We start from the raw sequence: 23,243 nt of genomic DNA on the forward strand, positions 1-23,243 counted from the left end.
GGCTCAAGTCCCTTGCCCGCCGGTGCCCCGGCGGGCAAGGTGCTGTGTGCCCCTTGACCCGGCGCCGCTCCACATCCTCACCCCCACGTGCACAGCAGAAAAAACCTTCCCCGCCACAGCTCCGCCCGCCCCTCGGAGCCCCGCGGCGGGGCCGGTAACGATCGCCCGGGAAGCCCGCGCGGCTCGCTCCCCGTACCATGGGGGGTAGCCGTGGCGCGACCGCCCGGCGGGCGTATGAGGAAACGAACCGAATACGACGCCCGATCCCACGATCGAGAGAAGCGCAACTCACCCATGCCCACGCGCCACGACATCCGTAACGTAGCCATCGTCGCCCACGTCGACCACGGCAAGACCACGCTGGTCGACGCCATGCTCAAGCAGGCGGGCGCCTTCGCCGCGCACGCCGCCGAGAGCCTCGACGACCGCATGATGGACTCGAACGACCTGGAGCGTGAGAAGGGCATCACGATCCTGGCCAAGAACACGGCCGTCAAGTACCACCCCAAGGATGGCGGCGACGTCATCACCATCAACATCATCGACACCCCCGGCCACGCCGACTTCGGTGGTGAGGTCGAGCGCGGCCTGTCGATGGTCGACGCGGTCGTCCTGCTGGTCGACGCCTCCGAGGGCCCGCTGCCGCAGACGCGCTTCGTGCTCCGCAAGGCGCTCCAGGCCCGGATGCCCGTCATCCTCTGCATCAACAAGACGGACCGTCCCGACTCCCGGATCGACGAGGTCGTCAACGAGACCTACGACCTGTTCCTGGACCTGGACGCGGACGAGGACCAGATCGAGTTCCCGATCGTCTACGCCTGCGCCCGTGACGGCGTCGCCTCGCTGACCAAGCCGGAGGACGGCACCGTCCCGGCCGACAGCGAGAACCTCCAGCCGTTCTTCGACACGATCCTGTCGCACGTGCCGGCCCCCGAGTACGACGACGCCGCCCCGCTCCAGGCGCACGTCACCAACCTCGACGCCGACAACTTCCTCGGCCGTATCGCGCTGTGCCGTGTCGAGCAGGGCGAGCTGCGCAAGGGCCAGACCGTCACGTGGATCAAGCGCGACGGCACGATGTCCAACGTCCGCATCACCGAGCTGCTGATGACCGAGGCGCTCACCCGCAAGCCGGCCGAGAAGGCCGGTCCGGGCGACATCTGCGCCATCGCCGGTATCCCGGACATCATGATCGGTGAGACCCTCGCCGACCCCGAGAACCCGATCGCGCTGCCGCTCATCACGGTCGACGAGCCGGCGATCTCCATGACCATCGGTACGAACACCTCGCCGCTGGTCGGCAAGGGCGGCAAGGGCCACAAGGTCACCGCCCGCCAGGTGAAGGACCGCCTGGACAAGGAGCTCATCGGCAACGTCTCGCTCCGCGTCCTGGACACCGAGCGCCCCGACGCCTGGGAGGTCCAGGGCCGCGGTGAGCTCGCGCTGGCCATCCTGGTCGAGCAGATGCGCCGCGAGGGCTTCGAGCTGACCGTCGGCAAGCCCGAGGTCGTCGTCAAGATGGTCGACGGCAAGAAGTACGAGCCGATCGAGCGCATGACGATCGACTCGCCCGAGGAGCACCTCGGCGCCATCACGCAGCTCATGGCGACCCGCAAGGGCCGTATGGAGACCATGACGAACCACGGTTCGGGCTGGATCCGCATGGAGTGGATCGTCCCGTCGCGCGGCCTCATCGGCTTCCGTACGGAGTTCCTGACGCAGACCCGCGGTACGGGCATCGCGCACTCCATCTTCGAGGGCCACGAGCCGTGGTTCGGCGAGCTGCGCACCCGTAACAACGGCTCGCTGGTGGCCGACCGCGCCGGTACGGTGACCCCCTTCGCGATGATCAACCTCCAGGAGCGCGGTGTCATCTTCCTCGACGCCGGCACCGAGGTCTACGAGGGCATGATCATTGGTGAGAACTCGCGTTCCGACGACATGGACGTGAACATCACCAAGGAGAAGAAGCTCACCAACATGCGTGCGGCTTCCGCGGACAACACGGAGAACGTGGTGCCGCCGCGCAAGCTCTCGCTGGAGCAGTCGCTGGAGTTCTGCCGCGACGACGAGTGCATCGAGGTCACCCCGGAGACCGTGCGTATCCGCAAGGTCGTCCTGGACCAGAAGGAGCGCGGCCGTACGGCTTCGCGCGCCAAGCGCTGACCCGGGGGCCTCACGGCCGACCGAGCGTGCCTGAAGGCCGGTTCTCGTCCCTCTGCGGGGTGACGGGAACCGGCCTTCCGGTGTATCGGGATCTTCGGCGGGGCAGGACACCACCCGACGCCCTGTCAACCGCATTTCGTGAGACGGGTGTCCGGATACCGGTCACCACTCTCCGGAAGCTGCGTCAACAGTCCGTTTCGCACGTGTCTGTCTGTGATCGCTTTGTCCGGATTTCGGGCAGGTGCGCCCAGTCGATGTTGTCAAAACGAGACCCTTTAAGTGTGGTTTACCGGTCGGGGTTACTTAATAGTTGGCTCCATTGAGCTCGGGTCAATGGGTCACGCACTGTGGGGAGTGCCGACTCACGAGCACACTCGGGGTACATGCGACTCATCGCCGTCAGGGGTGTCGGCGACGTCTGCGTACCCCTCTTGTAGTGATCAGTGGACTCATGAGGAGGAACCCATGCGCGGTGCCAAGAGCGCCAAGTGGGTCGCAGGTGCGATAGTCGTGGCTCTGTCGGCAACGGCGTGCGGTGGCTCGGACAGCGGCGACACGGATGCCAAGGAAAAGGGCAAGCCGGCCGGCTACGTCTCGATCGACGTCGGCGAGCCGCAGAAGCCGCTGATTCCGGCCGACACGAACGAGTCGCTCGGCAGCTACGTCATCCAGTCGCTGTTCACGCAGCTGCTCGACTTCGACGCCAACGGCGAGATCGTCTACACGAACGCCGAGTCGGTCGAGACCAAGGACTCGAAGACGTGGACCGTCAAGCTCAAGAAGGGCTGGAAGTTCCACAACGGCGAGGCTGTCACTTCCGAGTCCTACATCAAGGCCTGGAACTGGTACGCCAACATCAAGAACAAGCAGCAGAACGCGTTCTGGTTCGAGGACATCAAGGGCTACGACGACGTCCACCCGGCCAAGGGCGAGCCGAAGGCCGACGCGATGTCCGGCCTGAAGGCCGTGGACGACACCACGTTCACGATCGAGCTGTCGAAGCCGGTCCCGTACTTCAACTACAAGCTCGGCTACACGACTTGGGCCCCGCTGCCCGAGAAGTTCTACGCCGACCCGAAGGCGTTCGGCCAGAAGCCCATCGGCAACGGCCCCTACGTCTTCGAGAAGTGGGACCACAAGAAGCTCATCCAGGTCAAGGCCAACCCGGACTACCAGGGTCCGAACAAGGCCCAGAACAAGGGTGTCCTCTTCAAGAACTACGCGACCGTCGAGGCCGCGTACCAGGACCTCCTGTCCGGCAACCTGGACATGATCCGCCAGATCGGCCCGAAGGACCTGCCGAAGTACAAGCAGGACCTGGGCGACCGCGCGATCGACCAGGAGTACGCGGCGATGCAGTCCATCGTCCCGACCTTCTACAGCAAGACCTTCAAGAACATCGACCCGAAGGTCCTGCAGGGTCTGTCGATGGGCATCGACCGCGAGACGATCACCAAGACGGTGCTCAACGGTTCGCGTACGCCGGCCACGAGCTTCACGCCGAAGGGCGTCGAGGGCAACCAGGTCCTCGACACCGACGTGTTCAAGTTCGACAAGGACAAGGCGAAGAAGCTCGTCACCGAGGGCGGCGGCGTTCCGGGCAACAAGATCTGGATCCAGTACAACGCCGACGGTGGCCACAAGGAGTGGGTGACCGCGGTCTGCGAGTCCATCCGCAACTCCACCGGGGTCGAGTGCCTCCCGGACGCGAAGCCGGACTTCCAGACAGACCTCGAGGCGCGTGACAACGACGAGGTCAAGTCCTTCTACCGCGGTGGCTGGGTGGCCGACTACCCGCTGAACGTCAACTTCATGCGGGAGCTGTACGGCACGACCGCCGAGGCGAACAACGGCCGCTTCTCCGACAAGAAGATCGACGCCGCGTTCAAGAAGGGCGACAACGCCAAGTCCCTGGAAGAGTCGATCAAGCTCTACCAGGACGCCGAGAAGATGGTGCTCGCGGAGATGCCCGCCATCCCGCTGTGGCAGTACCGCACCAACGGTGGACACTCGAAGGCTGTCGACAACGTGAAGGTCGACTTCCACGGTGACTACGAAGTCACCGGCGTCACCGTCAAGTAGTTCGCAGCCTGCGGGCCACCCCCCACTCGGTCAGTACCCGCCACCGCACCGGCGGTAGGCACGGGGGCCGTTCCCTCGATCAGGGAGCGGCCCCCGTGCCGCAGTTATCCACACGGAGGCAAACATGGGGCGTTATGTCGCGCGGCGACTGCTCCAGATGATCCCGGTCTTCATCGGGTCAACCTTGCTGGTCTTTTTGATGATGTACGCCCTGCCCGGCGACCCCGTGCGCGCGCTCGCCGGCGAGCAGGCCGTGGATCAAGCGCAGATCGCCCAGGTCAAGAAGGACCTCGGGCTCGATCTGCCGATCTGGCAGCAGTACTGGAACTACCTGGCCGGCCTGTTCCAGGGTGACTTCGGCACCCAGATCGCCACCCAGCGTCCGGTCGCCGACGTGATCGCGGACGCGTTCCCGATCACCGTCCGGCTGACCCTGTTCGCCTTCGCCTTCACGGTGATCGCCGGCATCTCCATGGGAGTGTTCGCCGGTCTGAAGGCCGACACCTTCAGGGACCGGGGACTGCTGGTGCTGACGCTCCTGCTGATCTCCGTGCCGTCCTTCGTACTCGCCTTCCTCGCCCAGTACTTCTTCGCCCACGAGCTGGGCTGGGTCGAACCCGTGGTGAGCGCCGCCGCGGATTCGCAGGAGCTGATCCTGCCCGCAGTGGTTCTCGGTTCGCTGTCCCTCGCGTACGTCGCCAGGCTCACCCGTACCTCGGTCGCGGAGAACCTGCGCTCGGACTACATGCGCACGGCGGTCGCCAAGGGCCTGCCCAAGCGCCGCATCATCGGCGTCCACCTGATGCGCAACTCCATGATCCCCGTGGTCACCTTCCTCGGCACCGACATCGGCACCCTGATGGGCGGCGCGGTCGTGACGGAGGGCATCTTCAACGTCCAGGGCGTCGGTTACAACGTCTTCCAGGCGCTGAAGTCGCGCGAGGGTTCCACGGTGGTGGGCATCGTCACTCTCATCGTGGTCGTCTATCTCGTCAGCAGCCTGATCGTCGACCTGCTCTACGCGGTCCTGGACCCGAGGATCCGTTATGCCTGAGGCGCTCGAAACCCCCGTCAAGGACGCGACCCAGCCGGGCAGCGTGCCGGCTGCCGAGAGCAAGCCGGAGAAGGCCCGCAGTCTGTGGTCGGACGCCTGGCACGACCTGCGGCGCAACCCGCTGTTCGTGGTCTCCGCGGTCCTCATCGTCGTCCTGCTGACGATCGCCGTGTTCCCGGGCCTGTTCACCAGCGCCGACCCCCGGCACGCGGACCTCGCCAACCACTACCTGCAGAAGCCGAAGTGGGGCAACTTCTTCGCCCCGGACTGGTTCGGCTACGACGTCCAGGGCCGCTCGATCTACGCCCGCGTCATCTACGGCGCCCGCGCCTCGATCGCCGTGGGCGTCCTCGTGACCCTCCTCGTCACCGTCGTCGGTACGGTGACGGGCATGCTCGCCGGTTACTTCGGCGGCTGGATCGACACGTTGCTGTCCCGCGTCACGGACATCTTCTTCGGTATCCCGTTCATCCTCGGCGCGATGGTGGTCCTCACCTCCTTCGAGGAGCGTCACGTGTACGTCGTGATCCTGGCGCTCGCGTTCCTCGGCTGGACCCAGATCGCGCGGGTCGCCCGCGGCTCGGTCATCACCATCAAGCAGGCCGACTACGTGATGGCGGCGAAGGCGCTCGGCGCCTCCACCACGCGCATCCTGCTCCGGCACATCCTGCCCAACGCGATAGCCCCGGTGATCGTGGTCGCCACCATCGCGCTCGGTGGCTACATCTCGGCCGAGGCCACGCTGTCCTTCCTGGGCATCGGTCTCGCCGAGCCGACCGTCTCGTGGGGTGTCGACATCTCGTCGGGCCAGGAGCAGCTGCGCAACGCGGCCTTCGTCCTGATCATCCCGTCGATCATGGTGTCGATCACTGTCCTGGCCTTCATCATGCTCGGCGATGCGGTACGCAACGCCCTCGACCCCAAGCTGCGCTGAGGGAGGCGTACGTACATGACCATCATCGACAAGACGGCGGATGTTCCCGCCCCCCGAGGTTCGACGGAGAACAGCGGACCGCTGCTCGACGTCCGTGACCTGCACGTGGAGTTCAAGACCCGCGACGGCGTCGTCAAGGCCGTCAACGGCGTCAACTACAGCGTCAGCGCCGGTGAGACGCTCGCCGTGCTCGGCGAGTCCGGCTCCGGCAAGTCCGTGACGGCGCAGGCCATCATGGGCATCCTCGACATGCCGCCCGGCCGCATCCCGCAGGGAGAGATCCTCTTCCGCGGCGAGGACATGCTGACCATGGGGTACGAGGAGCGGCGCAAGATCCGTGGTCAGAAGATCGCGATGATCTTCCAGGACGCGCTGTCGTCGCTGAACCCCGTGCTGACCGTGGGCTACCAGCTCGCCGAGATGTTCCGCGTGCACCAGGGCCTGTCCAAGAAGGACGCCAAGGCCAAGGCCATCGATCTGATGGACCGCGTGCGCATCCCGGCGGCGAAGGAGCGGGTCAACGACTACCCGCACCAGTTCTCCGGCGGCATGCGCCAGCGCATCATGATCGCGATGGCGCTGGCCCTGGAGCCGGACCTGATCATCGCGGACGAGCCCACCACGGCGCTCGACGTGACCGTCCAGGCCCAGGTCATGGACCTGCTCGCGGAGCTTCAGCGCGAGTACAACATGGGCCTGATCCTGATCACCCACGACCTCGGCGTCGTCGCCGACGTCGCGGACAAGATCGCGGTCATGTACGCGGGCCGGATCGTCGAGACCGCACCGGTCCACGAGCTGTACAAGCGCCCCGCGCACCCGTACACGCGTGGTCTGCTGGACTCGATCCCGCGCCTGGACCAGAAGGGCCAGGAGCTCTACGCGATCAAGGGCCTGCCGCCCAACCTGCTGAAGATCCCGACCGGTTGCGCGTTCAACCCGCGCTGCCCCAAGGCGCAGGACATCTGCCGCACCGACGTGCCGCCGCTGCTGTCGGTGACCGAGCGGGACGGCGGCGAGCTGCCGGGGCGCCACAGTGCGTGCCATTTCTGGAAGGAGCAGATCCATGGCTGAGCTGAAGAAGAACGACGAGGCTGCCGTGGACGCGACCCCCAACGTCATGCCGGTCGAGACCGTCGACGCCTCCACCACCCAGGAGGCCGTCGCCGCGATCGAGGCCCCGGTCGAGCGCGGGGAGCCGATCCTCCAGGTGCGCAACCTGGTCAAGCACTTCCCGCTGACCCAGGGCATCCTGTTCAAGAAGCAGATCGGCGCGGTCAAGGCCGTCGACGGGATCTCCTTCGACCTGTACCAGGGCGAGACCCTCGGCATCGTGGGCGAGTCCGGCTGTGGCAAGTCCACGGTCGCCAAGCTCCTGATGACGCTGGAGACGGCGACGGCCGGCGAGGTCTTCTTCAAGGGCCAGGACATCACCAAGCTGTCCGGGCGCGCGCTGAAGGCGGTCCGCCGCAACATCCAGATGGTGTTCCAGGACCCGTACACGTCGCTCAACCCCCGCATGACGGTGGGCGACATCATCGGTGAGCCGTACGACATCCACCCGGAGGTCGCACCCAAGGGCGACCGGCGCCGCAAGGTCCAGGAGCTCCTGGACGTGGTGGGCCTGAACCCGGAGTACATCAACCGGTACCCGCACCAGTTCTCCGGCGGCCAGCGCCAGCGCATCGGCATCGCCCGCGGCCTCGCGCTCCAGCCGGAGATCATCATCTGCGACGAGCCGGTGTCGGCGCTGGACGTGTCCGTCCAGGCGCAGGTCATCAACCTGATGGAGAAGCTCCAGGACGAGTTCAACCTGTCCTACCTCTTCATCGCGCACGACCTGTCGATCGTCCGGCACATCTCGGACCGGGTCGGCGTCATGTACCTCGGCAAGATGGCCGAGATCGGTACGGACACGCAGATCTACGACCACCCGACGCACCCCTACACCCAGGCGCTGCTGTCGGCGGTCCCGGTCCCCGACCCGGAGGCCCGCGAGGGCCGCGAGCGGATCATTCTCACCGGTGACGTCCCGTCGCCGGCGAACCCGCCGTCCGGCTGCCGTTTCCGTACCCGCTGCTGGAAGGCGCAGGACAAGTGCGCCGAGGAGGTGCCGCTGCTCGCGGTGCCCGAGCGCTTCAAGTCCTCGGCCACCCCGGCGGCCCACGAGTCGGCCTGCCACTTCGCGGAGGAGAAGGACGTCGTGCACGCGGCGTAGTGCTCCAGGCGGTACGTACACGGGGCGCCCCGGACCGACTCGGTCCGGGGCGCCTTCGGCTGTCCGGGTGGGCGGGAACACCTGGTCGGGCCCGGCGCGCGAACGGGTCCCGTTGAAGTGCGGTATGGGGGCCTCTGGGGTGGTATGGGTGCTACGTGAGACCTGAAGACCCTAGGAGGGACTCCATGCGCGGAGCCGCGCTCGCCCAGTGGACGGCCTGCGCCGTGGCCGTAGCCCTCGCGGCGACGGCCTGCGGCGGTGGTGACAACGGCGGCGGCGCGTCGGGGGTGGTCCGTTCGTCCTGGGGCGATCCGGCGAACCCGCTGGAGCCCGCGAACACCAACGAGGTGCAGGGCGGCAAGGTCCTCGACATGCTCTTCCGCGGTCTCAAGCGGTACGACCCGAAGACCGGCGAGGCCAAGGACATGCTCGCCGAGAAGATCGTCACCACGGACTCGCGCGACTTCACGGTCACCGTGAAGGACGGCTGGACGTTCAGCAACGGCGAGAAGGTCACCGCCAAGTCCTTCGTCGACGCCTGGAACTACGGCGCGCACCTGGAGAACAACCAGCGCAACGCCTACTTCTTCGGCTACATCGAGGGGTACGACAAGGTCCACCCCGAGAAGGGCAGGGCCACCGCCGACACCCTCTCCGGCCTGCGGGTCAAGGACGCGCGGACGTTCACCGTCCGGCTGACCCAGAAGTTCTCCACCTGGCCCGAGACGCTCGGTTACGCCGCCTTCGCCCCGCTCCCCAGGGCGTTCTTCGACGACCACGACGCCTGGCTCGCCAAGCCCGTCGGCAACGGCCCGTACACCGTCGAGTCGTACGCCAGGGGTTCGCAGATGACCATGCGCAAGTGGGGGGAGTACCCGGGCCCCGACAAGGCGCGCAACGGCGGCGTGGACCTCCAGGTCTTCACCGACAACAACACCGCCTACACCGCCCTCACCGCGGGCAACCTGGACCTCGTCGACGACGTACCGGCCTCCCAGCTGAAGAACGTCCGGGCCGACCTCGGCGACCGGTACATCAACTCCCCGGCCGGCATCATCCAGACCCTCGCCTTCCCCTACTACGACGACCGGTGGAACGCCGACGGGATGGAGAAGGTCCGCAAGGGCCTGTCCATGGCGATCAACCGGCAGCAGATCACCGAAACGATCTTCCAGAGGACCCGTACCCCCGCCAAGGACTGGACGTCACCGGTCCTCGCGGCGGAGGGCGGCTTCGACGACGCGCTGTGCGGCGAGGCGTGCGAGTTCAAACCGGCCGAGGCGAAGAAGCTGGTCGCCGAGGGCGGCGGCATCCCCGGCGGCACGCTCAAGATCACCTTCAACGCGGACACCGGGTCCCACCGCGAGTGGGTCGACGCCGTCTGCAACAGCATCAACAACGCGCTGGGCAACGACAGGGCGTGCACGGGCAATCCGGTCGGCACCTTCGCCGACTTCCGCAGCCAGATCACCGACCGCAAGATGACGGGCCCCTTCCGGGCCGGCTGGCAGATGGACTACCCGCTGGTCCAGAACTTCCTCCAGCCGCTGTACTACACGAACGCCTCGTCCAACGACGGCAAGTGGACCAACGAGGAGTTCGACGGGCTCATCGACGAGGCCAACGCCGAGTCCGACCCGGTGAAGGCAGTCGAGAAGTTCAAGGCGGCGGAGAAGGTCGCACGCGACCAGATGGCCGCCATCCCGCTCTGGTACCAGAACGGCAGCGCCGGCTACTCCGACCGGATCTCCAACGTGGCCCTCAACCCCTTCAGCGTCCCCGTCTACAACGAGATCACGGTCAACTGACACCGGGCCAGGAGTAGGCGCCCCCTTCTGAGGAGCCCGCCAATGGGACGTTATGTGATCCGGCGTCTGCTGCAGATGATCCCGGTCTTCTTCGGCGCCACCCTGCTCATCTTCCTGATGGTCAACGTCATGGGCGACCCCGTCGCGGGCCTCTGCGGCGACCGCGAGTGCGACCCCGCGACCGCCGCCCGGCTGCGAGCGGAGTTCGGCCTCGACCAGCCCGTGTGGCAGCAGTACGCGACGTACATGGGCAACGTCTTCAGCGGCGACTTCGGGACCGCCTTCAACGGGCAGAGGGTCACCGAGCTGATGGCCGGCGCGTTCCCCGTCACCATCCGGCTGACCCTCGTCGCGATCGTCTTCGAGATCGTCATCGGCATCAGCCTCGGCGTGCTCACCGGCCTGCGCCGCGGCCGCCCCGTCGACACCGGCGTACTGCTGATGACCCTCGTCGTCATCTCGATCCCGACCTTCGTCACCGGGCTGCTGCTCCAGCTGCTGCTCGGCGTGAAGTGGGGCCTCGTGAAGCCGGCCGTGTCGTCCGCGGCCACGGTCGACGAACTCCTGGTCCCCGGCCTGGTGCTGGCCTCCGTGTCCCTGGCGTACGTCACCCGGCTCACCAGGACGTCCGTCGCCGAGAACTCCCGCGCCGACTACGTCCGCACCGCCGTCGCCAAGGGACTGCCCAGGCGGCGGGTCGTCTCGCGCCATCTGCTGCGCAACTCGCTGATCCCCGTCGTCACCTTCATCGGCACGGACGTGGGCGCCCTGATGGGCGGCGCGATCGTCACCGAGCGGATCTTCAACATCCACGGCGTCGGCTACCAGCTCTACCAGGGCATCCTGCGCCAGAGCTCCCAGACCGTCGTCGGGTTCGTCACCGTCCTGGTGCTCGTCTTCCTGCTGGCGAACCTGCTCGTCGACATCCTGTACGCCGTACTCGACCCGAGGATCCGGTATGCCTGAGCCCCTCTACGAGCCCGACACGGCGATCTCGGCGGGCGGAGCCGGGGGAGCGACGGACTTCGCCGTGGACGAGGGCGAGACGCTGGAGAAGAGGCCCGACGGCGGGCCGCAGGGCGCCGGCCCCGGCAAGCCGCGCAGTCTGTGGTCCGACGCCTGGCGCGATCTGCGCCGCAACCCGGTCTTCATCGTCTCCGGGCTCGTCATCGCCTTCCTCGTCGTCATCTCGCTCTGGCCGTCCCTCATCGCGAGCGGCAACCCGCTCCAGTGCGACCTGGCCAGGGCCCAGGAGGGCTCCCAGCCCGGCCATCCCTTCGGCTTCGACGGCCAGGGCTGCGACGTCTACACGCGCACGGTCTACGGAGCCAGGACCTCGGTCACCGTCGGCGTCTGCGCCACCCTCGGCGTCGCCCTGCTCGGCAGCGTCCTCGGCGGGCTCGCCGGCTTCTTCGGCGGCGGCTGGGACGCCCTGCTGTCCCGCATCACCGACGTCTTCTTCGGCATCCCGGTCGTCCTCGGCGGCCTCGTCTTCCTGTCCGTCGTCACCAGCACCACCGTCTGGCCGGTGATCGGCTTCATCGTGCTGCTCGGGTGGCCGCAGATCGCCCGCATCGCCCGCGGCTCGGTCATCACCGCCAAACAGAACGACTACGTGCAGGCGGCGCGGGCGCTCGGCGCGAGCAACGCGCGGATGCTGCTGCGGCACGTCACCCCCAACGCCGTCGCCCCGGTCATCGTCGTGGCGACCATCGCCCTCGGTACGTACATCTCGCTGGAGGCGACCCTCTCGTACCTCGGCGTCGGCCTGAAGCCACCGACGGTGTCCTGGGGCATCGACCTCTCCGCCGCCTCGCCGTACGTCCGCAACGCCCCGCACATGCTGCTCTGGCCGGCGGGCGCGCTCGCGGTCACCGTGCTCGCGTTCATCATGCTCGGCGACGCGGTGCGCGACGCCCTCGATCCGAAGCTGCGCTGAGGAGCCCGCCCATGACCGCCGCACCCGCCTCCTTCGAACCGTCCCCCGCGCTGCTCGAAGTGCGCGACCTGCACGTGGAGTTCCGTACGCGCGACGGGGTCGCCAGAGCCGTCAACGGCGTCACCTACTCCGTCGCCGAGGGCGAGACGCTCGCCGTGCTGGGCGAGTCCGGCTCGGGCAAGTCCGTCACCGCGCAGGCCGTCATGGGCATCCTCGACATGCCGCCGGGGAGGATCACGGGCGGCGAGATCCTCTTCCAGGGCCGTGACCTGCTCAAACTCAAGGAGGACGAGCGGCGCGAGGTCAGGGGCCGGGAGATGGCCATGATCTTCCAGGACGCGCTGTCCTCCCTCAACCCCGTGCTCAGCGTGGGCGAGCAACTGGGCGAGATGTTCGTCGTCCACCGGGGGATGTCCCGGAAGGACGCGAGGAACAAGGCCGTCGAGCTGATGGACCGGGTCCGCATCCCGGCGGCCCGGGAGCGGGTCGGGCAGTACCCGCACCAGTTCTCCGGCGGCATGCGCCAGCGCATCATGATCGCGATGGCGCTGGCCCTCGAACCCGCGCTGATCATCGCGGACGAACCGACGACCGCGCTGGACGTGACCGTGCAGGCCCAGGTCATGGACCTGCTCGCGGAGTTGCAGCGCGAACTCGCCATGGGGCTCATCCTCATCACCCACGACCTGGGCGTCGTCGCGGACGTCGCCGACAGGATCGCCGTCATGTACGCGGGGCGGATCGTGGAGACCGCGCCGGTGCACGACATCTACAAGGCGCCGGCCCACCCGTACACCAAGGGCCTGCTCGAATCCATCCCGCGCCTCGACCAGAAGGGCCAGGAGCTGTACGCCATCAAGGGCCTGCCGCCGAACCTCCTGCACATCCCGCCCGGCTGCGCCTTCCACCCGCGCTGCCCGCTGGGCCGTGACATGTGCCGGACCGACGAGCCGCCGCTGTACGACGTACCGGACGGGCGCGGCAGCGCCTGCCACTTCTGGCAGGAGGCGCACCATGGCTGAGCCGGCCCGGCAGACCGAGGCGATCCTCGAAGTACGCGGGCTGCACAAGCACTACCCGCTCACCCAGGGCATCGTCTTCAAGAAGCAGGTCGGGGCGGTCAGGGCGGTCGACGGCGTCGACCTCGACCTGGCGGCGGGCGAGACGCTCGGCATCGTGGGGGAGTCGGGCTGCGGCAAGTCGACGCTCGCCAGGCTGCTCGTCCACCTGGAGCGGCCGACGGCCGGGGTGATCCGCTACAAGGGCGAGGACATCACGAAGCTGTCGGGGCGGGCGCTGAAGGCGGTGCGGCGCAACATCCAGATGGTGTTCCAGGACCCGTACACCTCGCTCAACCCCCGGATGACCGTGGGCGACATCATCGGTGAGCCGTACGAGATCCATCCCGAGGTGGCGCCCAAGGGCGACCGGCGGCAGAAGGTCCAGGACCTGCTCGATGTCGTCGGGCTGAACCCGGAGTACATCAACCGCTATCCGCACCAGTTCAGCGGCGGTCAGCGCCAGCGCATCGGCATCGCGCGCGGGCTGGCGCTCCAGCCGGAGATCATCGTGGCGGACGAGCCGGTCTCCGCGCTGGACGTGTCGGTCCAGGCGCAGGTCGTCAACCTGCTGGACAAGCTGCAGAACGAGTTCGGTCTGAGTTACGTCTTCATCGCCCACGACCTGTCGATCGTGCGGCACATCTCCGACCGGGTGGGGGTGATGTACCTGGGGCGGATCGTCGAGATCGGCAAGGACGCCGAGATCTACGACCACCCCACGCACCCCTACACGCAGGCGCTGCTGTCCGCCGTACCGGTGCCGGACCCGACGGCGCGCGAGCACCGCGAGCGGATCCTGCTGACCGGCGACGTCCCGTCGCCCGCGAACATCCCCTCCGGCTGCCGGTTTCGCACCCGGTGCTGGAAGGCGCGGCAGCGGTGCGCTCAGGAGGTGCCGCTGCTTGCGGTGCCGGCGGTGTTCCGGGACGACAGGTCGCCGGCGGCGCACGACTCGGCGTGCCACTTCGCGGAGGAGAAGCACGTGGTGCCGCTGGAGCCGGGGCCGGTGACGTGAGTGACCGTCAAGCCCGTTAACACACGGGCAACTTGAGCGAATCATCTCCGATATGCGGACGCGCCATGCTGTACAGCGTACGGCCGTGCGGGTGCCGTTGCCCGGCCGGGGGCGCCACCATGTCGCCCCCGGCCGGGTGCCCCCTTCCGGGGGCTTCCCGGGCTCCCCTGCGGACGGGCGGAGGCCCCAGGGGCCTACTTCACCCCCAGCGACCGTCGCAGGAAGTCCACCTGGAGCAGCAGCAGGTTCTCCGCCACCTGCTCCTGCGGCGTCATGTGCGTCACCCCGGACAGCGGCAGCACCTCGTGCGGCCGCCCGGCGGCCAGCAGCGCCGACGACAAGCGCAGCGTGTGTGCCATCACCACGTTGTCGTCCGCGAGGCCGTGGACGATCATCAGCGGCCGGTGCACGTCGGCCGGCTGCGACAATCCGTCGTCGGTGACGAGCGAGTTGGCGGCGTACACCTGCGGCTGGTCGCCCGGATCCCCGAGGTAGCGCTCGGTGTAGTGCGTGTCGTACAGCCGCCAGTCGGTGACGGGCGCCCCCGCGATCCCCGCGTGGAAGACGTCGGGGCGGCGCAGTACCGCGAGCGCCGCCAGGTATCCGCCGTACGACCAGCCCCGGATCGCGACCCGGCCGAGATCCAGCGGGAAGTCACCGGCCAGCGCGTGCAGCGCCTCGACCTGGTCGTCGAGCGTGAGCGTGAACGCGTCCCTGATCTCCTTCTCCCAGCCGGGGGAGTGCCCGGGCGTCCCCCGTCCGTCGGCGACGATCACCGCGAAGCCCTGGTCGGCGAACCACTGGGACGTGAGGTACGCGTTGTGCGCGGCAACGACGCGCCGCGCGTGCGGTCCTCCGTACGGGTCCATCAGCACCGGAAGCGGCCCGTCTGCCTCCGTATGGCCCGTGGGGAGCAGAACGGCGCACGGAATCCGCCGCGCGCCCCCCTCCAGGAGCCGCACGCGCGCCGTCAGGACGGGCTCCTCGGCGTACGACGCCACCACCACCTCACGCCTGCCGTCGCGCAGCACCCGCACCACCGTGCCGCTGCGTTCCGGCCGCGCCGAAGCCAGTACGGTCACCCCGCCCGACCGCACCGCGGAGTGCACTCCCGGGCCCTGCGAAAGCCGCTCCACGCCCAGCTCGTTCACCCGGTAGACGTGCACCTCACCCGTTTCCGGACCGGCGGCCTCCGCCCCGGCCGAGGCGGAGACCAGCACGTCGTCGCCCGAGACGTCCAGGACCGCCCGCACCTGCAACTGCGGCCCGGTCAGCGCCCGGTCGCCGACGGTCAGCACCCGCGCCCCGCCCTCGTCCGCGATCCGCACGAGCCGCCCGTCCGGCGCCCAGACCGGTACGCCGTCGAAAAGTTCCAGCCACACCGCGTCCTCGTCCACATGCACGGTCCGCGTCGCACCGGTCGCGGGATCCACCGCCAGATACAACTGGCCGCGCTGGTCGCGCGACTGCACGAGCAGCAGCGGAGCCCCCGCTTCCGACCAGTGGACCCGCGCCAGGTAGGGGAACCGGGCGCGGTCCCACACCACCTCGGTGCGCTCCGCCCCCTCGTCCAGGCCGTACAGGAACAGCCGCACCTGCGCGTTGGGCGTCCCCGCCGCCGGGTACGCGACCCGCGCGGGCTCACTGTGCGGGTTGGCCGGATCCGAGATCCACCAGCGCTCCACGGCCGCGTCGTCCGCGCGGGCGACCAGCAGCCGGTCCGACTCCGGCGACCACCAGAAGCCGCGCGAGCGGCCCATCTCCTCGGCCGCCACGAACTCCGCCAGGCCGTACGTCGTGCCCTCGTCCTCCGGCTCGGCGAGCGCCCGGTCGCCGTCGCCCTCGGCCCCGATCACCCGCAGGGCGCCCCCGGCGACGTACGCGACGTGCAGGCCGTCCGGCGAGGGCCGGGGGTCGAGCACCGGACCCGCCGCCGGCAGCTCGCGCGCGGTCCCGGCCCGCAGCTCCGCCGCGAACAGCCGCCCGGACAGCCCGAACGCCGCCAGCTCGACCGCCGCGTCCACGGCGTAGCCGACGATCCCGGCGGAGCCCTCCCGGCTGCGCTCGCGCCGCGCCTTCTCCCGCGCCGACAGCTTCTCGGCGGCGCCGCCGAGAAGCTCTCCGGGGTCGGCCGCGATGCGCTCCCGCGCGCCCCCCTCCAGGTCGAGCACCCAGAGCCGGTTCGCCCGGTCGGTGCCGGACGAGGACCGCAGGAACACCACACGAGCCCCGTCCGGCGACACGGTGAACGCCCGTGGCGCCCCCAGGGTGAAGCGCTGCGTCCTCGCGTGCTGGCGGGGGAAGGAGAGCTGATTCGACGTCATATGCCCGAAGCTACCGTCCGATGGCAACTCCATGCGCCCCTCGTGCTGCCGTGCACCGATCAATGCGTACGCACGGATAGTTATGATCCGTAGCGCTTGGTGGGTATGAACCTGCTGGCGAATGTCCGCATGCCCGTTTCGACCCGATTAAGTGGAGGTGAACCGCCGTGGCACTCTCGATTTCGGCGGTAGTGCTGTTGGCGATCATCGTCATCCTGATGGTCCGGAAATCGGGTCTCAAAGCCGGACACGCGGTGGTCTGCGTACTCCTCGGCTTCTACCTCGCCAGCTCGTCCATCGCACCCACGATCAACGAACTGACCACGAACGTGGCCGGGATGATCGGCGGCATCAAGTTCTGAGCGCGGCCTCGTAGGGTGGTCCCCATGACGGACCACCCAGCCCGTCGTCTGCTTCTGGTGCACGCGCACCCCGACGACGAGTCGATCAACAACGGCGCCACCATGGCCAGGTACGCCGCCGAGGGCGCCGGGGTCACCCTGGTGACCTGCACCCTCGGCGAGGAGGGCGAGGTCATCCCGCCCGCCCTCGCGCACCTGGCCGCCGACCGCGACGACACCCTCGGCGCCCACCGCGTCGCCGAACTGGCCGCCGCGATGAAGGAACTGGGGGTCACCGACCACCGCTTCCTCGGCGGCCCCGGCCGGTTCCGCGACTCCGGGATGACGGGCGCCCCGCAGAACCACCGCGAGGGCGCCTTCTGGGCCGCGCCGGTGGACGAGGCGGCCGCGTACCTGGTCGAGGTGATCCGTTCCGTGTGCCCGCAGGTCCTCGTCACCTACGACCCGGACGGCGGCTACGGCCACCCGGACCACATCCAGGCGCACCGCGTCGCCATGCGCGCCGCCGACCTCGCGGCCGAGCCGGACTTCCGTCCGGACCTCGGAACCCCCCACGCGATCGCCAAGATCTACTGGAACCGGGTGCCGCGCGCCTACGCACAGGACGGCTTCGCCCGCCTGCGCGCGGCCACCGTGAGCTTCCCCGGCACCGGCGCCGTGGACGACATCCCGGGCGTGGTCGACGACGCGGTGATCACCACCGAGATCGACGGCACCGCGTACGCCGCCGCGAAGACCGCCGCGATGCGCGCCCACGCCACCCAGATCACCGTGGAGGGCGACTTCTTCGCCCTCTCCAACAACCTCGGCCAGCCCGTCCTGATCACGGAGTACTACCAACTGGTACGCGGTGAACGGCCCGTCGGCGGCCGCGAGAGCGACCTCTTCGCGGGAGTGACGTCATGACCACGACCCCGGCGCGCATCGGCGCCTACGTCCTGCTCCTCGTGCTGGGCGCGCTCACCGGCGCGGCGGGCGTCCTCGTCCACGCGGCGTGGTTCCCCGGCGGCCTGCTGCTGGCCCTGCTCGCCGCGGCGGGACTCTTCTGCGGCGGCCTGTACGCCACGGGAACCCGGTCCGGCGTCGGCGCGGCGGCCGCCGGATGGCTCCTGGCCATCGTCCTGCTGACCGTCAGCCGCCCCGAGGGCGACCTGCTCATCGGCGGCAGCTCCGTGTCGTACGCCTTCATGCTGGGCGGCATGGCCGTGGCTGTGATCTGCGCCACGATGCTGCGGGCGCCGTCAGGGGGCGCGGTGAGCGCCCGACTTGGCAAATGACGTACCACTTGAGTCGGTGAGCCCGTCGTCCACGCGTGGCCGCCACCAGCCCGTCGCCAAGGGGGCGGGGCACGTGTCGGCGGCGGCCAGTATGGTGGTGCGCGCCGCCGAGCCGCCCGCAGTACCAGGTAAGAGCGGGCGAGCGGAGCTAACCGGGAGAACCTGCCTTGAGTCGTGAAACTGACAGTTCGTCCTCCGGCCCCCAGGGGCGTGGCGGAGCCGCGTACCCCTCGGGTACGCCGCCGTACGGATCCCGCCAGTATCCGTCGTCGCACCCCGGGCAGGACGGTCCGGAGGGCCCCGAGGCCGCCGGACAGGCGGAACCGGACGAGCCCAGGACCGAGACCACGCTGACCACGCGCATCCGGATCAACATCCCCGGGTCGCGGCCGATCCCTCCGGTCGTCATGCGCACGCCCATGGGCGACGTGGAGCCGCCGTCCTCGCCCGCGAACGGCGAGCGCACCGGCAGCACGCCGCGCCCGCCCGAGCCCGGGCGGGACACCGCGCCGCGCGACGAGCCGGTTTCCGGCCCGGCCGCCGGCTCTGGTGCCGGTTCCGGTTCCGGTTCCGGCGAGGACAAGCCGCCGGCCAGCGACTGGTTCGCGCCGCGCAAGTCGTCGGCCGCCCCCGCCCCCGCCGCACCCGCGCCGGAACAGGGCGGCGGGCAGCGTTCCGACCTCCCGTACTTCACGCCGGAGGAGCCGCAGCGGCAGAGCGCCCCGGCGCCCCTGCCGCGCCGCAGCCCCGGCGGTTCGGCGGGCGCCCCGGCCGCCGGCGCCGGCCCGGTCGGCCCCCTGGGCCCCGTGGGCCCGTCGGGCCCGACCACCGGTCCGGCCACCGGCAGCGCGACGTTCCCCGGCCCGTCCATCGGCGGCCCCACGGTGGGCGGCTCGCCGTTCGACGGCCCCGGTTCCGCTTCTGGCGCGGGCGTACGTCCGCAGGGCCCGGCGGGCCCCCCTGTGTCGGGCCCGCCGCGCATGAGCGACGACACGGCGGTCCTGACCCCGCAGAACCCGGCAGCGGGCCCCCCGGCGGGCGGCAACGTCTCCGGTGACACGCTGACCAGCGGCATCCCCGTGGTCCAGCCGGCAAACCGGCACTCGCCGTTCGCACCGCCGCAGGGCGACGCCCGCTTCGGTCCGGACCTGACGGCGCCCCTCCCCGGCGACCCGGTGGCCGCGCCCGAGCACGTGCGTGCCACACCGCCCCCCACTCCCTCCGCCCCCGCCAAGAAGGGCCGCTCCAAGCTGGTCCTGGTGGCCGTGGGCGTCGCGGCGGCGGGCGCGGTGGCGTACGGCGCGGGGCTCCTGATGAACCACTCCGACGTACCGAAGGGCACCACGGTCCTCGGCGTCGACATCGGCGGCGGGACGAAGGAGGAAGCGGTCGGCAAGCTCGAAGCCGCCCTCGGCAAGCGCGCCGCCACCCCGCTGCGGCTCACCGTGGACGGGAAGGCGACCCAGCTCCCGCCGTCCAACGCGGGCCTCACCCTGGACAGCCAGGCGACCGTGCGCGGCGCCGCGGGCAGCGACTACAACCCCGTCTCCGTGATCGGTTCCCTCTTCGGCGGCGAGCGCGTCGCCGAGCCGGTGATCCCGGTCGACGAGGAGAAGCTGAGCGTCGCGCTGGCCGACCTGGCGGGCACCTCGGGCTCGGCCAGCGAGGGCACGATCAAGTTCGTACCCGGCAAGGCGGTCGCCGTACCGGGCAAGGCGGGCAAGCAGCTCGACGTCGGCCGCTCCATGGTCCGGGTCAGGGACGCCTACCGCGCCCAGGTGGAGACCGGCAGGCCGAACACGGTGGAGCTGCCCGTCGCCACGAAGAACCCGACGATCGGCAAGGACGAACTGGACCGGGCGATGAAGGAGTTCGCCCAGCCCGCGATGTCCGACCTGATCACGATCAAGGCGGGCGGCAAGCAGATCCAGTTCGGACCGGCCAAGTCGCTGCCGAAGATCCTCTCCATGAAGCCGATCGACGGCCGACTGGTGGAGGTCTACAACAAGCCGGCGATCGAGCAGCTCCTGGAGGGCGTGTTCGACGGCGTACAGATCACCAAGGGCGACGGCAAGAAGCACCCGGTCACCGCGGACGACGTGGCCTTCGCCATGCGCACCGCGCTGCTGGGCAAGACCCCGGCGGAGCGGGTCACGGAGATCAGCCTCAACCCGAGCTAGGAGGCGAGGGGCCTGTCGTCGCCGCGCGAGGCGTCCAGCGGGTCCCAGCCGGGGCGGCGTTCCGGGAGCAGCGCGGCGTCGCCCAGGGTGGCTCCGCCGTGCACCTCGTGCATCAGCCGGCGGCCGAGGATCTGGCCGGCGCAGGCGATGCCGCTGACGGCGGACCCGGTGATCCCGTTCCCGTAGCGGGTGTTGGCGCCGGCGACGTACAGCCCTTCGACGAAGGTCGCGGTGTCCGGGCGGGCCCCGGCGCTGCCCCAGTGCGCCATGCCGAACGGGGTGCCGCCGGTGGAGTGCGTGTACCGCTCGTGGGTGAGCGGCGTCGCGGTCTCCAGATGCGTGATGTGGCCGCGGAACGGGCCGAGGGCCTCCTCGGCCGCGTCCAGCACCGCCTCGGTGAGCCGGGCCTTCTCGGCCTGGTACGCGGGATTGCGGCGGTACTTCTCACCGTCGGCCGGCCCCGCGGTGAACCCCCACCGTTCGAAACCGGGGGGACACAGGGTCATCAGCTGGAAGTTGGAGTGGCCCGGCGGGCAGATCCGGCGCGTGACGGGGTCCTTGCCGGAGGCGAACGAGGCGAAGAGGAAGTCGGCTTCGCCGCGGGGCACGGAAGCGCCGTCCCCGGCGGCGCGCAGGTCCCGGTAGAACCGTTCGATGTCGTCGCCCCGGTACCACCACACATTGGCGTGCTGCTCGATGTCGACGTCCAGCGCGACGTACACGGCCGCCCAGGGCAGGGCCATCCGCGCGTCGCGGGTCTTCGCGGCGAGCCGGCGCGGCAGCCGCTCCTCACCGACGAGCCCGAGCATCGTCCGCCGGTAGTCGGCGTTGGACACCACCACCGGCGCCACCGCGCGGCTTCCGTCGGCGAGTTCGACGCCCTGGGCCCGCCCGCCCTCGACCGTGATCCGGCTGACCGTGCTGTAGGTGCGCAGGGCGCCGCCGTGCGCCCGGATGACCTCCAGCAGCCCGGCGGCCAGGGTCTGGCCGCCGCCCTCCGGGTAGTACGCGCCCCGCACGTAGTGGTCGGTCACCGTCGCGTGCAGGGCGACGGTCGCCTCGTCGGGGGCCATGCCGTAGTTGGGGGACTGGGCGGCCAGCAGCGTCCGGGCGCGGGTGGACAGCGCGCAGTGCGTGAAGAGCTCCGCGAGCGTACGCCGCCCCCAGGCCACCGACTGCGGTGCGTGTTGGGCCAGATCGGCCATCGGGACGTCCTCGGCGGCGACGATCGCGTCCCGTCGCTCCGCGCCCAGGGCGGACACGACGGCCAGGAAGGTGTCGATGCCCGCCGCGTCCCCGGGGCACGCCTCGTGCAGCCGCTTGCGGTACGTCTCCCAGTCGGCCGGCATGTCCAGCGTGGCTCCCGGGATCACGATGCGGTCGAAGCCGTCCGGGTCCATCTCCCGGTAGCGCAGCCGCCCGCGCAGGCCGAGGCCGTTCAGGATCGCGGGGAGCAGGCCGTCGGAGCCGCAGTCGCCGAGATAGTGCACCCCGACGTCGAACTCGTACGCCCGGCGCCTGCGGAACACGTGGCTGTTGCCGCCCGCGACGCCGCCCTGTTCGGCGACGAGCACCCGCTTGCCGGCGACCGCGAGGTAGGCGGCGCACACGAGGCCGCCGATGCCCGAGCCCACGACGATCGCGTCCCAGCGTTCGGCGGCGCTCACGCGGCGCCCCGCACGGAGGAGCGCGGCGAAGCCGTCACCGAGGACGTCAGGGGGGACGGCGCGGGCACGGCCACCAGCTGACCCGGCTCGGCGATCGACAGGCGCGACACCTGCGGGGTGATCTTGCGGGCGAGCCCGGTGAGCGTACGGCCGGGGCCGATCTCCACGAACATGTCGCAGTACAGCTCGTCGGCCATCGTGCGGACCGAGTCCGCCCAGCGCACCGGTTCGGTGATCTGCCGGCCGAGCCGCTGCGGCCAGGCGCCGGCGCCCCGGTGCGGGCGCGCGTCCACGTTCGACACCACCGGCGCGCGGCCCGGCCGGAACTCGGCGTCCTGCACCGTCCGCGCGAACGCGCGCGCCGCGAGCCGCATCAGGGGCGTGTGGAAGGCGCCGCCCACCGGGATCGACAGGATCCGCAGCGCGCCCAGTTCCTGGGCCGACTCCACGCACCGGGAGACCGCCCCGGCCTCACCGGAGACGACGCTCTGCTGCGGGGAGTTCAGGTTGGCCACCCACACCTGTCCGCCCTCGTCACGGACACCCGCCGCGGCCTTCTCCACGTCTTCCGGGGCCAGGCCGAGGACCACGGCCATGGTGCCGGGTTCGGACGCGCACGCCTCGCGCATCGCCTCGCCCCGCGCGGCGACCAGCTTCACGCCGTCGTCGAAGCCGGTGATCCCGGCGGCCACCAGGGCCGCGTACTCGCCCAGGCTGTGGCCGGCGCACACGAGCGGCCGCCTGGCGGCGGGCAGCGCGTGCCGGACCTCGTGCAGGATCACCATTTCCAGGACGAAGGTGGCCAGCTGCGCGTTGTCCGTACGGCGCAGTTCCTCCTCGTCCGCGTGCAGCAGCAGGTGGACGACGTCACGCCCGGACACCTCGGCCGCGCGCTCCGCCAGGAACCAGCCGGGCCGGCCCGCCCAGGGGCGCCCCATCCCGGGCTGCTGCGCGCCCTGGCCGGGGAATATCAATGCCAAACGTGGACCGCTCATCGTGGCTTCTCCCGTCTCCAGCCGAATCTCCTGAGATCCGAGCAACGGAAATGGTGCCAGCGGGATTTGAAAGGCGCATGGAGGGCAGATAAAAGCCCCGAGGCGGATCCGCGGCAGATCTTGAAACGCCCCGCTATCACTTTCGGGGAATGCGGTGTTTC

18 protein-coding genes are annotated in these 23,243 nt (G+C 69.8%); 15 read left to right on the forward strand and 3 right to left on the reverse strand.

Translation table 11 applies throughout. The annotated features are described in order from the left end of the window. Positions 1-294 precede the first annotated feature (294 nt). The 11 genes from typA to IE185_RS19240 all read left to right on the forward strand — a co-directional run bounded on the left by typA (position 295) and on the right by IE185_RS19240 (position 14,277). Positions 295-2,166 carry a translational GTPase TypA gene (typA, locus tag IE185_RS19190; RefSeq protein ID WP_069927112.1) on the forward strand — a complete coding sequence of 624 codons (1,872 nt, stop codon included), beginning with the start codon at positions 295-297 and terminating at the stop codon, positions 2,164-2,166. 465 nt (positions 2,167-2,631) lie between these two features. Continuing rightward, positions 2,632-4,248 carry a peptide ABC transporter substrate-binding protein gene (locus tag IE185_RS19195; RefSeq protein WP_138897165.1) on the forward strand — a complete coding sequence of 539 codons (1,617 nt, stop codon included), beginning with the start codon at positions 2,632-2,634 and terminating at the stop codon, positions 4,246-4,248. Between the two features lie 124 nt (positions 4,249-4,372). Next, positions 4,373-5,302, forward strand: a complete 930-nt coding sequence (locus tag IE185_RS19200; protein ID WP_138897166.1) for an ABC transporter permease — start codon at positions 4,373-4,375, stop codon at positions 5,300-5,302. After that, positions 5,295-6,236, forward strand: a complete 942-nt coding sequence (locus IE185_RS19205) for an ABC transporter permease (protein ID WP_138897167.1) — start codon at positions 5,295-5,297, stop codon at positions 6,234-6,236. Before IE185_RS19200 ends, IE185_RS19205 begins: the two co-directional genes overlap by 8 nt. Before the next feature lie 15 nt (positions 6,237-6,251). After that, positions 6,252-7,310 carry an ABC transporter ATP-binding protein gene (locus IE185_RS19210; protein WP_138897168.1) on the forward strand — a complete coding sequence of 353 codons (1,059 nt, stop codon included), beginning with the start codon at positions 6,252-6,254 and terminating at the stop codon, positions 7,308-7,310. Beyond that, positions 7,303-8,454, forward strand: coding sequence for an ABC transporter ATP-binding protein (locus IE185_RS19215; RefSeq protein ID WP_138897169.1), 1,152 nt, complete (start codon positions 7,303-7,305; stop codon positions 8,452-8,454). Before IE185_RS19210 ends, IE185_RS19215 begins: the two co-directional genes overlap by 8 nt. Before the next feature lie 185 nt (positions 8,455-8,639). Then, positions 8,640-10,262: a peptide ABC transporter substrate-binding protein gene (locus IE185_RS19220; RefSeq protein WP_138896467.1), complete on the forward strand. Its 1,623-nt coding sequence runs from the start codon at positions 8,640-8,642 to the stop codon at positions 10,260-10,262. Between the two features lie 42 nt (positions 10,263-10,304). Continuing rightward, positions 10,305-11,228, forward strand: a complete 924-nt coding sequence (locus IE185_RS19225) for an ABC transporter permease (protein ID WP_138896459.1) — start codon at positions 10,305-10,307, stop codon at positions 11,226-11,228. Further along, positions 11,221-12,201 (forward strand): ABC transporter permease, encoded by a 981-nt coding sequence (locus IE185_RS19230; protein WP_138896460.1) that lies wholly within the window; start codon positions 11,221-11,223, stop codon positions 12,199-12,201. The genes IE185_RS19225 and IE185_RS19230 overlap by 8 nt, the downstream gene beginning before the upstream one ends. A gap of 11 nt (positions 12,202-12,212) precedes the next feature. Beyond that, positions 12,213-13,223 (forward strand): ABC transporter ATP-binding protein, encoded by a 1,011-nt coding sequence (locus IE185_RS19235; RefSeq protein ID WP_138896461.1) that lies wholly within the window; start codon positions 12,213-12,215, stop codon positions 13,221-13,223. After that, positions 13,216-14,277: an ABC transporter ATP-binding protein gene (locus IE185_RS19240; protein WP_138896462.1), complete on the forward strand. Its 1,062-nt coding sequence runs from the start codon at positions 13,216-13,218 to the stop codon at positions 14,275-14,277. Before IE185_RS19235 ends, IE185_RS19240 begins: the two co-directional genes overlap by 8 nt. A gap of 194 nt (positions 14,278-14,471) precedes the next feature. On the opposite strand, the gene IE185_RS19245 is transcribed toward IE185_RS19240, so the two are convergent. Further along, positions 14,472-16,601, reverse strand: coding sequence for a S9 family peptidase (locus IE185_RS19245; protein ID WP_138896463.1), 2,130 nt, complete (start codon positions 16,599-16,601; stop codon positions 14,472-14,474). Positions 16,602-16,768: 167 nt separating this feature from the next. On the opposite strand from IE185_RS19245, the gene IE185_RS19250 reads away from it, so the two are divergent. The 4 genes from IE185_RS19250 (at position 16,769) to IE185_RS19265 (ending at position 20,420) form a co-directional block, all read left to right on the forward strand. Continuing rightward, the gene (locus IE185_RS19250) at positions 16,769-16,963 is read left to right on the forward strand and encodes a hypothetical protein (RefSeq protein ID WP_138896464.1); all 195 of its coding nucleotides are present in this window, start codon (positions 16,769-16,771) and stop codon (positions 16,961-16,963) included. A 24-nt stretch (positions 16,964-16,987) separates the two neighbouring features. Continuing rightward, complete coding sequence (gene mshB / locus IE185_RS19255; protein ID WP_138896465.1) at positions 16,988-17,869, forward strand: N-acetyl-1-D-myo-inositol-2-amino-2-deoxy-alpha-D-glucopyranoside deacetylase; 882 nt, start codon at positions 16,988-16,990, stop codon at positions 17,867-17,869. Beyond that, positions 17,866-18,240 carry a DUF6113 family protein gene (locus IE185_RS19260; protein ID WP_138896466.1) on the forward strand — a complete coding sequence of 125 codons (375 nt, stop codon included), beginning with the start codon at positions 17,866-17,868 and terminating at the stop codon, positions 18,238-18,240. Before mshB ends, IE185_RS19260 begins: the two co-directional genes overlap by 4 nt. A gap of 167 nt (positions 18,241-18,407) precedes the next feature. Next, positions 18,408-20,420 carry a peptidoglycan binding domain-containing protein gene (locus IE185_RS19265; RefSeq protein WP_189715613.1) on the forward strand — a complete coding sequence of 671 codons (2,013 nt, stop codon included), beginning with the start codon at positions 18,408-18,410 and terminating at the stop codon, positions 20,418-20,420. On the opposite strand, the gene IE185_RS19270 is transcribed toward IE185_RS19265, so the two are convergent. Both IE185_RS19270 and IE185_RS19275 read right to left on the reverse strand, forming a co-directional pair. Continuing rightward, positions 20,417-22,087 carry a phytoene desaturase family protein gene (locus IE185_RS19270; RefSeq protein WP_189715615.1) on the reverse strand — a complete coding sequence of 557 codons (1,671 nt, stop codon included), beginning with the start codon at positions 22,085-22,087 and terminating at the stop codon, positions 20,417-20,419. The genes IE185_RS19265 and IE185_RS19270 overlap by 4 nt on opposite strands. Continuing rightward, positions 22,084-23,067 (reverse strand): ACP S-malonyltransferase, encoded by a 984-nt coding sequence (locus tag IE185_RS19275; RefSeq protein ID WP_170198387.1) that lies wholly within the window; start codon positions 23,065-23,067, stop codon positions 22,084-22,086. The genes IE185_RS19270 and IE185_RS19275 overlap by 4 nt, the downstream gene beginning before the upstream one ends. Between the last annotated feature and the right edge of the window lie 176 nt (positions 23,068-23,243).

Source organism: Streptomyces chryseus (genome assembly GCF_014650755.1).
GTDB lineage: Bacteria > Actinomycetota > Actinomycetes > Streptomycetales > Streptomycetaceae > Streptomyces > Streptomyces chryseus.

What these genes read in the sequence shown, in the direction of transcription:
- typA (WP_069927112.1), top strand. Translation starts at nt 295, where the DNA reads ATGCCCACGCGCCACGACATCCGTAACGTAGCCATCGTCGCCCACGTC.
- IE185_RS19195 (WP_138897165.1), top strand. Translation starts at nt 2,632, where the DNA reads ATGCGCGGTGCCAAGAGCGCCAAGTGGGTCGCAGGTGCGATAGTCGTG.
- IE185_RS19200 (WP_138897166.1), top strand. Translation starts at nt 4,373, where the DNA reads ATGGGGCGTTATGTCGCGCGGCGACTGCTCCAGATGATCCCGGTCTTC.
- IE185_RS19205 (WP_138897167.1), top strand. Translation starts at nt 5,295, where the DNA reads ATGCCTGAGGCGCTCGAAACCCCCGTCAAGGACGCGACCCAGCCGGGC.
- IE185_RS19210 (WP_138897168.1), top strand. Translation starts at nt 6,252, where the DNA reads ATGACCATCATCGACAAGACGGCGGATGTTCCCGCCCCCCGAGGTTCG.
- IE185_RS19215 (WP_138897169.1), top strand. Translation starts at nt 7,303, where the DNA reads ATGGCTGAGCTGAAGAAGAACGACGAGGCTGCCGTGGACGCGACCCCC.
- IE185_RS19220 (WP_138896467.1), top strand. Translation starts at nt 8,640, where the DNA reads ATGCGCGGAGCCGCGCTCGCCCAGTGGACGGCCTGCGCCGTGGCCGTA.
- IE185_RS19225 (WP_138896459.1), top strand. Translation starts at nt 10,305, where the DNA reads ATGGGACGTTATGTGATCCGGCGTCTGCTGCAGATGATCCCGGTCTTC.
- IE185_RS19230 (WP_138896460.1), top strand. Translation starts at nt 11,221, where the DNA reads ATGCCTGAGCCCCTCTACGAGCCCGACACGGCGATCTCGGCGGGCGGA.
- IE185_RS19235 (WP_138896461.1), top strand. Translation starts at nt 12,213, where the DNA reads ATGACCGCCGCACCCGCCTCCTTCGAACCGTCCCCCGCGCTGCTCGAA.
- IE185_RS19240 (WP_138896462.1), top strand. Translation starts at nt 13,216, where the DNA reads ATGGCTGAGCCGGCCCGGCAGACCGAGGCGATCCTCGAAGTACGCGGG.
- IE185_RS19245 (WP_138896463.1), bottom strand. Translation starts at nt 16,601, where the DNA reads ATGACGTCGAATCAGCTCTCCTTCCCCCGCCAGCACGCGAGGACGCAG.
- mshB (WP_138896465.1), top strand. Translation starts at nt 16,988, where the DNA reads ATGACGGACCACCCAGCCCGTCGTCTGCTTCTGGTGCACGCGCACCCC.
- IE185_RS19260 (WP_138896466.1), top strand. Translation starts at nt 17,866, where the DNA reads ATGACCACGACCCCGGCGCGCATCGGCGCCTACGTCCTGCTCCTCGTG.